At 73.0% G+C, this 15,101-nt stretch carries 11 protein-coding genes; 2 read left to right on the top strand and 9 right to left on the bottom strand.

Annotated features, from left to right (window positions below):
- Positions 1 to 27: 27 nt before the first annotated feature.
- The 3 genes from ABZ842_RS21765 to ABZ842_RS21755 all read right to left on the bottom strand — a co-directional run bounded on the left by ABZ842_RS21765 (position 28) and on the right by ABZ842_RS21755 (position 5,412).
- Complete coding sequence (locus tag ABZ842_RS21765; protein ID WP_361538850.1) at positions 28 to 987, bottom strand: EamA family transporter; 960 nt, start codon at positions 985 to 987, stop codon at positions 28 to 30.
- Positions 988 to 1,244: 257 nt separating this feature from the next.
- A complete protein-coding gene (locus ABZ842_RS21760) occupies positions 1,245 to 2,840 on the bottom strand; it encodes a PucR family transcriptional regulator (protein ID WP_361538848.1) in 1,596 nt (531 codons plus the stop codon).
- A 148-nt stretch (positions 2,841 to 2,988) separates the two neighbouring features.
- On the bottom strand, positions 2,989 to 5,412 hold the full coding sequence (locus tag ABZ842_RS21755) for an ATP/GTP-binding protein (protein ID WP_361538846.1): 2,424 nt from the start codon (positions 5,410 to 5,412) through the stop codon (positions 2,989 to 2,991).
- 190 nt (positions 5,413 to 5,602) lie between these two features.
- Here ABZ842_RS21755 and gabT point away from each other — a divergent pair, with 190 nt between their 5' ends.
- Together gabT and ABZ842_RS21745 are read left to right on the top strand one after the other, a co-directional pair.
- Entirely contained in the window at positions 5,603 to 6,937 is a 1,335-nt protein-coding gene (gene gabT / locus ABZ842_RS21750) for a 4-aminobutyrate--2-oxoglutarate transaminase (protein WP_361538844.1), read from the top strand.
- Between the two features lie 194 nt (positions 6,938 to 7,131).
- The gene (locus tag ABZ842_RS21745; RefSeq protein ID WP_361538841.1) at positions 7,132 to 7,980 is read left to right on the top strand and encodes a phosphatase PAP2 family protein; all 849 of its coding nucleotides are present in this window, start codon (positions 7,132 to 7,134) and stop codon (positions 7,978 to 7,980) included.
- Here the strand turns inward: ABZ842_RS21745 and ABZ842_RS21740 are convergent.
- The 6 genes from ABZ842_RS21740 to ABZ842_RS21715 form a co-directional block, all read right to left on the bottom strand.
- Positions 7,931 to 9,760 (bottom strand): glycoside hydrolase family 18 protein, encoded by a 1,830-nt coding sequence (locus ABZ842_RS21740; RefSeq protein ID WP_361538838.1) that lies wholly within the window; start codon positions 9,758 to 9,760, stop codon positions 7,931 to 7,933. The two genes, ABZ842_RS21745 and ABZ842_RS21740, sit on opposite strands and share 50 nt — an antisense overlap.
- 134 nt (positions 9,761 to 9,894) lie before the next feature.
- Positions 9,895 to 10,380: a hypothetical protein gene (locus ABZ842_RS21735; RefSeq protein WP_361538835.1), complete on the bottom strand. Its 486-nt coding sequence runs from the start codon at positions 10,378 to 10,380 to the stop codon at positions 9,895 to 9,897.
- 211 nt (positions 10,381 to 10,591) lie between these two features.
- Positions 10,592 to 12,010, bottom strand: a complete 1,419-nt coding sequence (locus tag ABZ842_RS21730) for an FAD-binding oxidoreductase (protein WP_361538832.1) — start codon at positions 12,008 to 12,010, stop codon at positions 10,592 to 10,594.
- Positions 12,011 to 12,071: 61 nt separating this feature from the next.
- Positions 12,072 to 12,881: an ABC transporter permease gene (locus ABZ842_RS21725; RefSeq protein WP_361538829.1), complete on the bottom strand. Its 810-nt coding sequence runs from the start codon at positions 12,879 to 12,881 to the stop codon at positions 12,072 to 12,074.
- Complete coding sequence (locus ABZ842_RS21720) at positions 12,881 to 13,819, bottom strand: ABC transporter permease (protein WP_361538826.1); 939 nt, start codon at positions 13,817 to 13,819, stop codon at positions 12,881 to 12,883. Before ABZ842_RS21720 ends, ABZ842_RS21725 begins: the two co-directional genes overlap by 1 nt.
- On the bottom strand, positions 13,816 to 14,988 hold the full coding sequence (locus tag ABZ842_RS21715; protein WP_361538823.1) for an ABC transporter ATP-binding protein: 1,173 nt from the start codon (positions 14,986 to 14,988) through the stop codon (positions 13,816 to 13,818). The genes ABZ842_RS21720 and ABZ842_RS21715 overlap by 4 nt, the downstream gene beginning before the upstream one ends.
- Between the last annotated feature and the right edge of the window lie 113 nt (positions 14,989 to 15,101).

The following is a 15,101-nucleotide window of genomic DNA, read 5'->3' as shown; positions in this document are numbered from 1 at the left end:
GGGCCGGTGGCGGCGCCGGCCGGGGGCTCAGCCGCGGCGTTCGGTGCTCACGATCAGACAGACCGCGGCGACCACGATCCCGCCGCCCAGCACGATCGGCCAGGTCACCGGCTCGCTCAGGACGACGGCGCCGAGGAGGACGGCGACGACCGGGTTGACGTACGCGTAGGTCGCGACGAGCGACAGGGGCGCGGAGTGCAGCAGCCAGGCGTACGCGGTGAAGGCGACGAGGGAGCCGAAGACGATCAGGTACGCGAGGGCGATCCAGGAGCGGGGGGAGACGTCGGAGACGGCGAAGTCGAGGTGTTCGCCGCGACCGAGGCCGACCAGGGCGCAGCCGATGCCGCCGGCGACCATCTCGTATGCGCTGGCGGCGAACGGGTTCGCCGGCATGGGTATGCGGGAGGAGATGAAGGAGCCCACCGACCAGCTGACGGTGGCGGCGATGACGATGAGGACGCCCCAGAGGCGGACGTCGCCGCTGAGGCCGGGGAGGGTGAGGACCGCGAGGCCGGCGAGGCCGATGGCGACGCCGGTGTACGCGCTGAGGCCCGGGCGCTCGCCGGTGGCCCGGCGCAGCACGACGACCCAGGCGGGCACGATGGCGACGAGGAGGGCGGCGAGGCCGGAGGGGATGGCGGTCTCGGCAAGGACGACGAGGCTGTTGCCGCCGAGCAGGAGCAGCAGTCCGACGGCGGCGGCGGAGGCGAGTTGCGCCCGGTTCACCCTGAGGGCGGCCGGGCCCTGGCGCCAGGCGACGATGGCCGCGAGCAGCAGGCCGGCGAAGGCGAAGCGGGCGCCGGCGGAGAGGAAGGGCGGCATCGTCTCGACGGTGATCGCGATGCCGAGGTAGGTGGAGCCCCAGACGACGTACACGATGGCGAGCGCGGCCCAGACGGTGCCGGTGATCTTGCGGGTGGGGGTGGCGCCGGGAACGGCGGCGGGGGCCTGCGGTGCGCCCGTGACAGAGGGAGCGGGACGGGTCATCGGGTCCTTCTCGATTCACCCGGACGAAGCCGGACGTCAGCAACGACGAGACTTTAGGTACTGACACGCTCGGCTGCCAAGATATTTGCCCGACTCCGGGCACGGCTGGCGGTTTCCGGTCGTCGTGTTCGTGGAACGTCGGTATGCCGATACGCCGATACGCCGGCATGCCTGGTACGTCGGCCGTCGGCCGCCAGTCGTCAGTCGTCAGTCGTCAGTCGTCGGGAGCAGGAGAAGGCAGGGCTGGGCGGGGCGGGTCAGCCGGCGGCGGGGCCCGCCGTCGTCTTCAGCGCCAACCACAGCTCCATGCGGACGTCCGGGTCGTCCAGCGAGCGCCCCAGGATCTCCTCCACGCGCCGCATCCGGTAGCGCAGCGTGTGCCGGTGCACCCCGAGGTCGGCGGCGGCGGCGTCCCACTGGCCGTGCCGTGACAGCCAGGCGCGCAGGGAGGCCACGAGGTCGCCGCGGCCCGTTGCGTCGTGCTCGTACAGCGGACGCAGCAGCCCGTCCGCGAAGGCGCGCACCGCGTCGTCCGCGAGCAGCGGAAGGACGGAGTCCGCGGCCAGTTCCCCATGCTCGACGAGCGCTCGGCCGCGGCGCCTGGCCACCGACAGCGCCTGCTCGGCCTGTTGCTGGGCGCCGGCCGCCTGCGCCGGGCCCGCGACGGCGGACACCCCCATGTAGAGCGCGGCGTCTTCGGCGTCCCGACCGGTGTACGCGGCGAGGGCGGCGGCCAGCACCGCTCCCCCGTCGACGGCGAGGACCACGAGTCGACCGTCGCCCTCGGCGCCGTCCACCCCGTCGGCGTCCTCCGGTGCGTCCACCACGACCAGCACGGGCTCACCGGCCCGGGACGCCGCCGCCTCCAGCGTCTCGACGAGTTCGCCGACGGCCTCGCCCCGCCCGCCGACCGGCTCGACGACCAGCAGCCGGAAGGGGGCGTCGAGCAGCGTCCCGTACAGCTCGCCGGCGACCGCGCGCGCATGCTCGGGCGCGCCTGCGAGCAGCATCCGCAACACCGCGGCGCCGAGCCGCCGTTCGGCCCGCTGGAGCGAGCGGGTGCGCTCGGTCGCCAGGGTCAGCAGGGCGACGGCGGAGTGCACCGCGTACCGCTCGGCGGTGCCCAGCGGCGCTCCGGTGCCCACCGCGAGCGCTCCCCCGACCCTGCGCCCGGTGCCGAGCGACTGGATCTCGACCCGGTCGTCCCCGGTGCCGGTGTCCGCGACGACGGCGCCGGCGGGCGCGGCGCGCTCGCGCATCCGCTCCACCTCGGCGGCGAGCTTGGCCGCCCGGCGCGCGGCCCACTCGGGAGAGGCGGTGACGACCGCGCCGGACGCGTCGTACAGCGCGGCCCAGCCGTCGACGTAGCCGGCGAGCCTGGCCACCACCGCGCCAGGACCTTCGGCGAGCGCGGCGCGCGTCAGCTCGCGCTGGGCCTCGAAGCCGGCGGTCACGGCCCGGTACTGATCGGCCGCGATCGCCGCCGACACCGCCTTGCTGATGGCGAGGAAGGGGGTGCGGCGGGGCACGGCCAGCAGCGGGAAGTCCGCCTCGCGGGCCGCCTGGAGCAGCGCTTCGGGCACGTCCTCGTGGTGCACGCCGACGCCGAAGCCGAGCCCGACGACGCCCGCGCCGCTCAGGCGGCGCACGTAGCGGCGCATGGCCTCCGGGTCGTCGACGGGGAGGGTGATGGCGGTGACGAGGAGCAGTTCGCCGCCCTCCAGGTACGGGACGGGGTCGGCCAGTTCGCTGACGTGCGCCCAGCGCACCGGTCGCTCCAGCCGGTCCTCGCCGGTGCGCACCGTGAGCTTGAGCGCGGAGTGCTGGGCGAGGCTGGCGAGGGTGGGGGGCATGGACCGTAGGCCCTTCGGACGGTGCACCGGAGACCGGACGGCGCGGCTGGGAATGCGCCGTCCCGTATGAACGGCCTGGCTCGATTCTGCCAGCCCGTAGCAGTCCCGGCCGGCTGGAGCCGCGCCGTGCGGCCCAGCCCCGCCCCCGTCAGGTTCGCAGGTCGACCAGGACCGGCGGCGCGTGCTCCCCGCGCACGGTCGTCAGGGACAGCACCGCGTGCCCCGCCGGCACCTGGTGCGCCAGGTCGGACGCCGACCAGCGGGCCCGCTCGACCTCCCGCACGGTGACCGCCTCGGCGGTGGTCGCCCGCCCGGTGACCAGCCGGCGCATCATGTGCAGCGCCTTGGTCAGCGGCTCGTCCGAGATGATCTGGCGGTTGGTGACGTCACGGGTCTGCACCCACTCGGTGCCCCAGGTCTCCGCGAAGCGGTTGCCGTCCCACGGCGCGAGCCCGGAGAACGCCATCCGGCAGCCCACCGCGCCCAGCAGCGGCCCGCGCAGCGGCTCCGGCACGTCCTCCAGGGTGCGCAGCGCGAGCACGACGCCCGCGTTGGCGGAGCGCAGCCGCTGGACGGCGCGGACCGAGTCGCCGGTCACGGTGTACGCGGCGTCGTCGAGGACGAGCGCGGCGAACAGGGAGCGGTCGGTACGGGCCAGGGCCGCCTCCGTGAACTGGGCGAGCACCAGCCGGGCCACGATCCGCGACGCCTCGGCGTGCCCGCGCTCCGGCAGGTCGATGCGGACCCGCAGCGGGTGCTCGATGGCGCGCAGCGAGAACTGCCGGCCGCCGCCGTCGGTGCGGAAGAAGTCCGTGAAGGCGGGGCGGTCCAAGAAGGCCACCCGCTCCGCCAGCAGCACGCCGACGTCGTCCGCGCGCGTCGACTGCCGCTCCCGGGCGTCCAGCTCCCGCAGCTGTGCGGCTGCCGCGGGCCCGCCCTGCGCCTGGAGCGCCGTGCGCAGCCCGTCGAGCGCGGCCGGGGTGCCGCCGAGCAGCTCGCGCAGCTCTGGGACGGCCGGGAAGCGGCCGTGTACGCACCGGAACGGGCCGATGAGCTGGGCGAGGGCGGTCGCGGCGCGTCGGCTGTCGCCGCCGGGGAGGGTCACCGCGAGATCGCCGACCAGCGCCTCGGCGAGGCTTCGGGCGGCTTCGTCGGGGTCCTCGGCCCCGCCGTACAGGTCCAGGTCGTGGCTGGCCTCGGGCCGTCCCACTCCGATGACCAGGTCGAAGGCGTCGTCGGGCGCGATTCCGGAGCCGTGCGCGGTGACCGCGACGACGGCGCTGCGGCCCGCCAGCGCGAGCAGGCACAGCGACTCCACGACGGGCCGCACCAGGCGCACGCTCTTGCCCGAGCCGGAGGGGCCGACGGCGAGCAGGGACGTGCCGAGCAGGGCCGGGTCGAGCGCGACGCCGGTGGTGCGGCGGGGGTACGGGTTGCGCGCGCTGTCGACGGCCGTCCCGATCCGCACCTGCCCCGTGGCCAGGTCGTGGATGGCGCTGCGCACCGGGAGGTCCCGCACGCCTGAGGGGTGCGCACAGGCGGCGGCGCCGTGCGCGCGTACGGTCTCGGTGAACGCGGCCAGCCGGTCCGGGCGGGCGCCGACGCCCTGCCAGGCCCGTCGGATGCGGGCGTAGTCCACGTCCCCGAGCGCCCCGCTGCGGGCCGCCTCGGTCAGCCGGTCGGCGGCATCGCCGAGTCCGGCGCCGCGCAGTTCGGGCCAGGTGGCGGGGTCGGTGGTACCGGCCTCGGGGGCGACGGGTTCGGCGGAGTTGCCCGGGAGCCGGCGCCGGACCGCGGGCCACTTCCCGGCGCAGCCGACCGCGGCGACGACGGAGGCCACCAGCAGGACGTAGTAGAGGTTCGACGCCCAGGTCAGCCAGGTGGTGGCGCGCGGCATGTCGCGCCAGACGCTCGGTACGACGACGAACAGCGGCCACAGCGGGACGCCGAAGCGCTGCCACACCTCGGACCAGTTGCCCACCCGTCCCATGCCGACGGAGATGAGGCCGATGACCACGCCGTAGTACAGGTACGTCACGGCCACGAAGAGTTCGAACCTGGGGTGCGCCGGGGTCTTCCAGGAGTCGGGGACGAGCCACTCCATCGGCAGCAGCCACCAGTTGTCGATGAAGATCCACCACCCCTCCAGGTACCCGTTCCAGAGCAGGGACCACAGCAGCCAGCCCGCGAGGAACGCGATCAGCGCGCCGCTGAACAGTTGGCGGCCGGGGACCAGGTCCGGCTCCTCGTCGGGGCGGGGCACGTGGCCGAGGCGCCACACGCCCGGGTCGGCGGGCGGGCGCGGGGTGCGCAGCCAGTCGACGACAGCGGGGCGGGTCACCGGCGCGTGTCCGGGCACGGCCGGTACGGCGGGGTGCGCCGCAGCCGCGTCGGTCCACTCGCCCGCGGGCCGGGGCACGGCCGCCGCCGGGACCCCGGGCGGCGTCTGCGGAGGGGGCGGCGCTGCGGCCGGCGGGCGCTGCGGCGGGGGCGGCGGCGACGGCACCGGTGGTGCGGGGTGCGCACCGCCCGCGCCGAAAGCGTCGAACGTACCCGCGGAATCCTTCTCCATCTGAACCGCTGCCCCCTGACCAGCCAGGCCCGCCTCTTGTGCACCGTCAATCTAGTGCGTCCGTACGGCCTATGTCCGGCGCGGACAAGGAGCCGGCCCCCAACACTCCCGATCGGCGCATGCCCGCGCCCCGGTGCCGCGCCTAACCTGCCGATGAGGAACCGTCCGAACCCGTCCCCCAGGAGTCCCCATGACCGCGATCCCGCAGGAGCGCCGCATCGTCACCGCCATCCCCGGACCGAAGTCGGTGGAGCTCCAGGCCCGCCGCTCGGCCGCGGTCGCCGCGGGCGTGGGCTCCGTGCTGCCCGTCTTCACCGCGCGCGCCGGCGGCGGCATCATCGAGGACGTCGACGGGAACCGTCTGATCGACTTCGGCTCCGGCATCGCCGTGACCAGCGTCGGCGCCAGCGCCGAGGCCGTGGTGCGCCGGGCGTCGGCGCAGCTCGCCGACTTCACCCACACCTGCTTCATGGTCACGCCCTACGAGGGGTACGTGGCGGTCGCCGAGGCGCTCTCCGAGCTCACCCCGGGTGACCACGCCAAGAAGTCGGCGCTGTTCAACTCGGGCGCCGAGGCCGTCGAGAACGCCGTGAAGATCGCCCGCGCCTACACCAAGCGGCAGGCGGTCGTGGTCTTCGACCACGGCTACCACGGCCGCACCAACCTCACGATGGCGCTGACGGCGAAGAACATGCCGTACAAGCAGGGCTTCGGACCGTTCGCGCCCGAGGTCTACCGGGTGCCGGTGGCGTACGGCTACCGCTGGCCGACCGGGGCCGAGAACGCCGGCGCCGAGGCGTCCGCGCAGGCCATCGACCAGATCACCAAGCAGATCGGGGCCGAGAACGTCGCCGCGATCATCATCGAGCCGGTGCTCGGCGAGGGCGGCTTCATCGAGCCCGCGAAGGGCTTCCTGCCGGCCATCGCGCAGTTCGCCAAGGACAACGGCATCGTCTTCGTCGCGGACGAGATCCAGTCCGGCTTCTGCCGCACCGGCCAGTGGTTCGCCTGTGAGGACGAGGGCATCGTCCCGGACCTGATCACCACCGCCAAGGGCATCGCGGGCGGGCTGCCGCTGGCCGCCGTGACGGGCCGCGCCGAGATCATGGACGCCGCGCACGCGGGCGGCCTCGGCGGCACCTACGGCGGCAACCCGGTCGCCTGCGCCGGTGCGCTGGGCTCGATCGAGACGATGAAGGAGCTGGACCTCAACGGCAAGGCCCGGCGCATCGAGGAGGTCATGAAGGCCCGTCTCGCGGCGATGGCGGAGAAGTTCGACTCCATCGGTGACATCCGCGGCCGGGGCGCCATGATCGCCATCGAGCTGGTGAAGGACCGCGGCACCAAGGAGCCGGACGCCGCCGCCGCTGCGGCGCTCGCCAAGGCGTGCCACGCCGAGGGGCTGCTGGTGCTGACCTGCGGCACGTACGGCAACGTGCTGCGCTTCCTGCCGCCGCTGGTGATCGGCGAGGACCTGCTGAACGAGGGCCTGGACATCATCGAGCAGGCGTTCGCCGCCATCTGAGCCGAACCGCGCCCGAACGGGCCGCAAGGGCCCGGTTCGGGCGCTCGCCCGGGGCCCTTCCACCGGCTGAAAACGGCCTCCGCGCATCCGTTCGCGGGGGCCGTTTGTCCAACCGGCGGGGCCTGTGAAGAAGTCGTGGCGGGATGGCGGTCCGACTGTCCGCCGCCCCGGCCCCTGCCGTACGGTTTTCGCAGATGAGAGAAACACCCCGCCCGCAGGACTCTGCGGGCGACCCCAAGTCAGAGCCTCCCCAGCCCTGCCTTGGTCGTGCCCTTGCGCACAGCACCGGAGCTTCGGGCTCCGGAACTCCTCACAGATCGGATGGCCGCTCGCCCCAAACCCCCCGGGGCGCGCGGTGGTCCGATCCGGCCGGCTGTTTCGGAACTGTCCCCCCTGTTCCGAGGCAGCCGGCACTCGCCGTTTTCGGCCTCCGCGCCCGATTGTTCGCGGCCCTGGGCCTTCTCCTCCTCTTCGCGGTGCTGACCTGGCAGGTCGTCGTCGACGGACCACTTCGGTCGCTGGACGAGCGCGTGGAGTCGGCGATCGTGGGCCGCGGGCCGCGTCCGCTCACCGAGTTCCTGGCCGACCTGGGCAATCTGGCCGTGGCCCTGCCGGTGCTGGCCGCGGCGGTGGCGTACGTGCTGTGGCGGGGCGGCCGGGCGCGCCGCGCGGACGCCCTGTGCGCGGTGCTCGCGATGGCGGCCGTACCGGCGCTGGTGGTGCCCCTCAAAGCGCTCACCGACCGGCCGGGGCCGCTCACGGAGGCGACCGGCTACTTCCCGTCGGGCCACGCGGCGACCGCGCTCGTCGCCTACGGCGGCGCCGCCCTGCTGCTGGGGCGGGTCCGCTGGGCGATGCCCGCCGCCCTGGTCCTGACCCTGGCGACGGGCATCGGTCTGGTGCTGCGCGGCTACCACTGGCCGCTGGACGTGCTCGGCAGCTGGCTGCTGTGCGGTGCGCTGCTCCTGGTCCTTTCGGTGGCCGGTCCCGCCGTCAGCTCCAGCGGTAGGCGTCGAAGTTCCGGGAGAACTCGAACTGGTTGAAGCGGTCCCAGTTGATCGACCAGGACATCAGCCCGCGCAACGCGGGCCAGGTGCCGTGGGTCTGGTACGAACCGCAGTTGACCTTCTTCGTCAGGCAGTCGAGCGTCTTGGTGACCTCGGCCGGCGACGTGTGGCCGTTGCCGGCCTGCGTGGAGGCCGGCATGCCGATGGCGACCTGCTCGGGCCGCAGCGGCGGGAACATCCGCGCGGTGTTGCCGGCCACCGGGAAGCCGGTGAGCATCATGTCCGCCATGGAGATGTGGAAGTCCGCGTTCCCCATGGTGTGGTACTGGTTGTCCAGGCCCATGATCGGGCCGGAGTTGTAGTGCTGGACGTGGAGCAGGGTCAGGTCGTCCCGCAGGGCGTGGATGACCGGCAGGTACGAGCCGGCGCGCGGGTCCTGGCCGCCCCAGGGCCCCGATCCGTAGAACTGGTAGCCGAGCTGGACGAAGAACGTCTCCGGCGCCATCGTGAGCACGAACTTCGCGCCGTACTTCGCCTTGAGGGTCTTGACCGCCGAGATCAGGTTGACGATCACCGGGGTGGTCGGGGACCGGAAGTCGGTGTCACCGGTGTTCAGGGAGAGCGAGTGCCCCTCGAAGTCGATGTCGAGGCCGTCGAGCCCGTACTCGTCGATGATCCGCGACACGGAGGCGACGAAGGCGTCCCGCGCGCCCGTGGAGGCGAGTTGGACCTGCCCGTTCTGGCCGCCGATGGAGATCAGCACCTTCTTGCCGGCGGCCTGCTTCGCCTTGATCGCCGTCTTGAAGTCGGTGACGGACTCCACGTTCGGGCACTCGGTCACCGGGCAGAGGCTGAAGCGGATGTCGCCGGAGGTGACGGAGGTCGGTTCGCCGAAGGCCAGGTTGATCACGTCCCAGGAGTCGGGGACGTCGGCGAGGCGGGTGTAGCCGGAGCCGTTGGCGAAGCTGGTGTGCAGATAGCCGACGAGGGCGTGCGGCGGCAGTCCGCCGTCACCGCCTCCGCCGCTGGTCGTGGTGGCCGAGACCGCAGCCGACTTGGGTGACTCGCCGGCGCTGTTGCTGGCGGTGACCTGGAAGGAGTACGGGGTCGAGGGCGCGAGGCCGGTCACGGTCGCGGAGGTGCCGGTGGTCGACAGGACCCGGTCGGCGCCCCGGTAGACGTGGTAGTCGGTCGCGCCGGGCACGGCGCTCCAGTTCAACGGTACGGACGTGGAGCCGGGCGAGCCCGCGGCGAGGCCGGTGGGGGCGGCCGGGATCGTGACGGGGCCGCCGCCCGGCCCGAACAGGGAGATGTCGTCGGCGTGGTAGGCCGGAGTGCCGTACCAGCCGTGGGTGTAGAGGGTGACCGACGTGGTGCTCGCGCCGGTGCGGAAGGTGGTGCTCAGCTTCTGGTAGCTGGGCGCCGAGGGGGTCCAGGTGGCGACGTCGGTGGTGCCGGTGCCGGTGACGCCGAGGTAGGCGTAACCGCCCTGGACCCAACCGCTGAGCGTGTACGCGGAGTTGGGCTGGACGGTGACGGTCTGGCTGCACCGGGCGTTGTCGCCGCCGCTGGGGGTGGCCTTGAGCGCGGAGGCGCCGGTGCGGACCGGGGAGCTGACGGCGGCGCCGCTCCCGCCCGAACAGGTCCAGCCGGTGAGGCCGGCCTCGAAGCCGCCGTTGACGGCCAGTTCGGCGTCGGCCGCCCGGGCGGTGGTGGCGGTGGCGACGAGGCCGGCCAGGGTGAGTGCGCTCGCCGCGGTGACGGCGAGCAGGGTGGTGAGGCGTTCTCTGGTGCGGCGCGTTCTGGTGCGTACCACAACTGCCTCCAAGAGGTGGGGGGATGGAAGCGGAGCGGGGGAGGCACAATTTGGTCCAGACCAATAGGGTTGTCAAGACCTGTGGCACGTGCCGACCGCGACGCCCGCCCCCTCCCCCCCGCCGGGTCTCGCCGTCACCCCGCCCCGTTCCCTCCTGCCGCAGGCCCCTGACGGCGCGCCAGCCCCGCGGCTGCCTCGTGCATCGCCAGTTCGAGGAGCGCCGGGTCGGACAGGGTCCCCGAGCCGTCGGGGGCGACGAGCCAGCGGATCCCGCCGCCACCGGCCCGACCGGGGTACGGGACGACGATCCAGGTCCCCCGGCCGGCGCTGCGGACCCCGGTGCCGACCCAGCGCGCAGCCGTGCCCGGGGGCACGAAGAAGCCCATCCGGGCGTCGCCGAAGTCGGTGAGGACGGGGCCGGGCCGGTCGACGAGCCGGTGCAGTACGTCGAGCGTGGGGTAACCGAGGTCGCCGGGGACGATCAGTACGTCCCAGCGCCGGCCCGCCGGCAGCAGGGCGACCCCCAGGGGGTTGCGCTCCCACTCCCAGCGGGTGGCGTCGGGGTCCGGCGCCACCGACACCAGCCACTCCACCGCGGTCTTCGCTGTCGAGCCTGTCATTTCGCTGTCTCCCTCTCGTGCACGCGACGTGCCGTCACAAGGGAGAGGGCGCAGGTGGCCAACTATGACGCGGGTTTGGCTACCAATCGGTAGTGAACTGCGTCACGCAAGATCGCCGGCGGCTGCCGGCCGCTGGCGGTGTCGTTTCGAGGGGGCGCTGGCGGTGTCGTTTCGAGGGGGCCGCTGATCCGTCAGAAGCCCCCTCGGAGTCTCAGCTGTCGAATCCGAGGCCGAGCCGGTCCATCGTGCGCAGCCAGAGGTTGCGCCGACCGCCGTCGGCGTCGGCCCGCGCGAGCGACCACTTGGTGAGCCCGATGCCGGCCCAGGCGATCGGCTCGGGCGGGAACGGCAGCGGCTTGCTGCGCACCATCTCCAACTCCGTGCGCTCGGTGCGCCGCCCGGCCAGCAGGTCGAGCATCACCTCGGCGCCGAACCGGGTGGCGCCCACCCCGAGGCCGGTGTAGCCCGCCGCGTACGCCACCCGGTCCTCGTGCGCGGTGCCGAAGAAGGCGGAGAAGCGGGAGCAGGTGTCGATGGCCCCGCCCCAGGCGTGGCTGAAGCGCACCCCTTCCAGCTGCGGGAAGTACCGGAAGAAGTGGCCGGCCAGTTTGAGGTACGTCTCGGGCCGGTGGTCCATCTCGGCGCTCACCCGGCCGCCGAAGGGGTAGATCGCGTCGTAGCCGCCCCACAGGATGCGCCGGTCGGCGGTGATCCGGAAGTAGTGGAACTGGTTGGCGACGTCGCCGAGCCCCTGCCGGCCGCGCCAGCCGACGGAGGCGAGCTGTTCGTCGGTCAGCGGCTCGGTCGTCAGGGCGTAGTCGTACACCGGGACGGTGTACGGGCGCACCCGCTTGACCAGGGACGGGAAGACGTTGGTGCCGAGCGCCACGCGGCGGGCGAAGATCCGGCCGTAGGAGGTGCGGACGGCCATGCGGGGGCCGGGGCGGGCGGGGGCGAGTTCGAGGCCGGCGGTGTTCTCGTAGATCCGTACGCCGGCGTCGACGCAGGCCCGCTTGAGGCCCCACGCCAGCTTGGCGGGGTGCAGCATGGCGGTGCCGCGCCGGTCCCACAGGCCGCCGAGGAAGAGCGGCGAGTCCACCTCGGCGCGCATGGCGTCCCGGTCGAGGAGTTCGAGCCCGTCCAGCCCCAGCTCGCGGGCCTGCTCGTACTCCTCCGCGAGCCCGGCGACCTGGTACGGCTCGGTGGCGACGTCGATGGCTCCGGTGCGCTCGAAGTCGCAGTCGACGGCGTACTTCTCGACCGTCTCCTCGATGGCGTCGAGGTTGCGTGCGCCGAGCTCCTCCAGGGTGGTGATCTCCTCGGGCCAGCGGGCGACGCCGTTGCCGAGGCCGTGGGTGAGGGAGGCGGCGCAGAACCCGCCGTTGCGCCCCGAGGCCGCCCAGCCCACCTCCTGGCCCTCGATCAGCACCACGTCCCACTCGGGGTCGCGCTCCTTGGCCAGCAGCGCGGTCCACAGCCCGCTGTAGCCGCCGCCCACCACCAGCAGGTCGCAGTGTTCGTCCCCGGTCAGCGCCGGGAGGGCGACGGGCCGGGCCGGGTCGTCCAGCCAGAAGGAGACGGGCCGGGCGTCGGCGAGGGACGGGGCGACGTTCATGGCTGCTGGGGCCATGGTTTCCACTTCCTTAGCGGTGCCCGCCGGGCGGGCCGCGGTCGTACGGGTCCTGGGCTGGTCACGCGGTCTTCCTGCGCCGGTTGCTGACGAGCTGTCCGGCCACGACGATCAGCACGGCGAGGGCGAACATGGCCGTGCCGATCACGTTGATCTGGACGGGCGTACCGCGCTGTGCCGAGCCCCAGACGAACATGGGGAAGGTGACGGTGTTGCCCGAGTTGAAGTTGGTGATGATGAAGTCGTCGAAGGAGAGGGCGAAGGCGAGCAGCGCGCCGGCCGCGATCCCGGGCGCGGCGATCGGCAGCGTCACCCGCAGGAAGGTCTGCACCGGTCCGGCGTACAGGTCGCGCGCCGCCTCCTCCAGCCGCGGGTCCATCGACAGCACCCGCGCCTTGACCGCGACGACGACGAAGCTGAGGCAGAACATGGTGTGGGCGATCAGGACGGTCGTCGGTCCCAGTTCGGCGCCGAGGTTGAGGAAGAGCGTGAGCAGGGACGCGGCCATGACGACCTCGGGCATCGCCATCGGCAGGAAGATCAGCGCGTTGACCGCGCCGCGGGCCCGGAAGCGGTAGCGCACCAGCGCGAAGGCGATCATCGTGCCGAGCACGGTGGCGCCGACGGTGGCGAAGAACGCGATCCGCAGCGAGAGGCCGAGCGAGCCGCACAGGTCGGCGACTCCGCACGGGTCCTGCCAGGCGTCGGTGGAGAACTCCCGCCAGGTGTAGTTGAACTTGCCCGCGGGCTTGTTGAACGAGAACACCATCACGACGACGTTGGGCAGGATCAGATACGCGAGGGTCAGCAGGCCGGCGATGACGACGACGTTGCGCCGGAGCCAGCCGCCGAGCGACTTGGTAGCGGTCATCACAGCAGATCCTCCGTTCCGGCGCGCCGGATGTAGACCGAGACCATGATCAGCACAACGGCCATCAGAAGGAACGACAACGCGGCGGCGGTGGGGTAGTCGAGCACCCGAAGGAACTGCGACTGGATGACGTTGCCGACCATCTTGGTGTCGGTGGAGCCCAGGAGCTCGGCGTTGACGTAGTCGCCGCTGGCCGGGATGAAGGTCAGCAGCGTGCCGGAGACGACCCCCGGCAGGGAGAGCGGGAAGGTCACCTTCCGGAAGGTGGTCGACGGGGAGGCGTACAGGTCGCCGGCGGCCTCGTGCAGCCGTGGGTCGATCCGCTCCAGCGAGGTGTACAGCGGCAGGATCATGAACGGCAGGAAGTTGTACGTCAGACCGGTGACGACGGCGAGCGGGGTGGCGAGCACCCGGTTCCCGTCGGTCATCCCGAGCCAGTTGGTGACGTCGAGGAAGCCGACCGTGCCGAGCACCTCCACCACCGGGCCGCCGTCGGCGAGGATCGTCTTCCAGGCCAGCGTGCGGATCAGGAAGCTGGTGAAGAAGGGCGCGATGACGAGGACGAGCAGCAGGTTGCGCCAGCGGCCGGCCTTGAAGGCGATGAGGTACGCCAGCGGGTAGCCGAGCAGCAGGCACAGCAGGGTGGCGGTGCCGGCGTACAGCACCGAGCGCACGAAGTGGGGCCAGTACTCGGTCAGCGCGTCCCAGTAGGTGGCGAAGTGCCAGGTGACCGTGAAGCCCTCTTCGAGGGAGCCGGTCTGCACGGAGGTCGACGCCTGATAGATGAGCGGCAGGGCGAAGAAGACGAGGAGCCACAGGATGCCGGGGAGCAGCAGCCAGTACGGCACCAGCTTGCGGCGCACCGGCGGCTTGCGCAGGACGCCGGGTTCGGCCGCCTCGGGCACCCGGTCCCGCGGGGGCGCGGTGGCGGTGCTCATGCCGCCTCCGCCGTGCCGTCCGTGACGCCGGCGGCGATGTCCTGGGCGGCGTCCAGGCCGAAGGTGTGGGCGGGGTTCCAGTCCAGGGCGACCTCGGCGCCGGGGACGAGGCGGGGGTCGCGCTCGATGTTCTGCACGTACACCTGGAGCTCGCCCGAGCCGGGGCTGTCGATGACGTACTGGGTGGAGACGCCGATGAAGCTGGCGGCGACGATCGTGCCGGTGAGGCGGTTCCTCGCGGTGGTGCCGCCGGAGGCGGGGGACCCGTCGGCGGCGTCTTCGGCGTGGGTGAGGGAGATCTTCTCGGGTCGTACGCCGACCAGCAGCCGGCCGCCGACGGCGGGCGCGGTGGCGCAGCGGTCCGCCGGCAGCCGCAGCGTCGCGCCTCCGGCGGCGACCTCCACCTCTCCCCCGCCGGTGGCCGTGACCTTCGCCTCGATCAGGTTCGAGGTGCCGAGGAAGTTGGCGACGAAGGTGGTCCGCGGCGCCTCGTAGAGCTCGGCGGGGGCGCCCAGCTGCTCGACCCGGCCGCCGTTCATCACCGCGACGGTGTCGGCCATCGTCATGGCCTCCTCCTGGTCGTGGGTGACGTGCACGAAGGTGATGCCGACCTCGGTCTGGATGCGCTTGAGCTCCAGTTGCATCTGGCGGCGCAGCTTGAGGTCGAGGGCGCCCAGCGGCTCGTCCAGGAGCAGCACCTGGGGGTGGTTGATCAGCGCCCGGGCGACGGCGACGCGCTGCTGCTGGCCGCCGGAGAGCTGGTGCGGCTTGCGCTGGGCGAGGTCACCGAGCTGGACGAGGTCGAGCATCTCGCCGACCTGCTTCCGCACCGAGCGGATGCCGCGGCGGCGCAGCCCGAAGGCGACGTTCTCGTGGATGGTCAGGTGCGGGAAGAGGGCGTAGCTCTGGAAGACGGTGTTCACCGGGCGCTTGTGCGGCGGCAGGTCGGTGACGTCCCGGTCCCCGAGGAGGACGGTCCCGGTGGTGGGGTCCTCCAGGCCGGCGATCATGCGCAGGGTGGTGGTCTTGCCGCAGCCGGAGGCGCCGAGCAGGGCGAAGAAGGAGCCTTGGGGGACGGTGAGGTCCAGCGGGTGGACGGCGGTGAAGGAGCCGTAGGTCTTGCTGATCCCGGTGAGGCGGACGTCGCCGCTCGCTGAGGTGTCTGTCATGGGTCGCGGTCCCAGGGGTCGGGAGCAGAGCTCGAAGGAGGAACGGGCGAAGGCCGGGGTCCCGGCGCACCGGGGCGGGGTGGGCGGGGTCCTGGCGCGCCGGGGCGGAGTGC

Origin of the sequence: Streptomyces sp. NPDC047315, from assembly GCF_040643215.1 — a bacterium.
GTDB lineage: Bacteria > Actinomycetota > Actinomycetes > Streptomycetales > Streptomycetaceae > Streptomyces.
This window is presented reverse-complemented; position numbering and strand designations above follow the sequence as displayed.

Excerpts from the sequence above, each read along its gene's own strand:
- ABZ842_RS21730 (WP_361538832.1), bottom strand. The coding sequence starts at position 12,010 with ATGGCCCCAGCAGCCATGAACGTCGCCCCGTCCCTCGCCGACGCCCGG.
- ABZ842_RS21745 (WP_361538841.1), top strand. The coding sequence starts at position 7,132 with ATGAGAGAAACACCCCGCCCGCAGGACTCTGCGGGCGACCCCAAGTCA.
- ABZ842_RS21760 (WP_361538848.1), bottom strand. The coding sequence starts at position 2,840 with ATGCCCCCCACCCTCGCCAGCCTCGCCCAGCACTCCGCGCTCAAGCTC.
- gabT (WP_361538844.1), top strand. The coding sequence starts at position 5,603 with ATGACCGCGATCCCGCAGGAGCGCCGCATCGTCACCGCCATCCCCGGA.
- ABZ842_RS21725 (WP_361538829.1), bottom strand. The coding sequence starts at position 12,881 with ATGACCGCTACCAAGTCGCTCGGCGGCTGGCTCCGGCGCAACGTCGTC.
- ABZ842_RS21720 (WP_361538826.1), bottom strand. The coding sequence starts at position 13,819 with ATGAGCACCGCCACCGCGCCCCCGCGGGACCGGGTGCCCGAGGCGGCC.
- ABZ842_RS21755 (WP_361538846.1), bottom strand. The coding sequence starts at position 5,412 with ATGGAGAAGGATTCCGCGGGTACGTTCGACGCTTTCGGCGCGGGCGGT.
- ABZ842_RS21765 (WP_361538850.1), bottom strand. The coding sequence starts at position 987 with ATGACCCGTCCCGCTCCCTCTGTCACGGGCGCACCGCAGGCCCCCGCC.
- ABZ842_RS21735 (WP_361538835.1), bottom strand. The coding sequence starts at position 10,380 with ATGACAGGCTCGACAGCGAAGACCGCGGTGGAGTGGCTGGTGTCGGTG.
- ABZ842_RS21715 (WP_361538823.1), bottom strand. The coding sequence starts at position 14,988 with ATGACAGACACCTCAGCGAGCGGCGACGTCCGCCTCACCGGGATCAGC.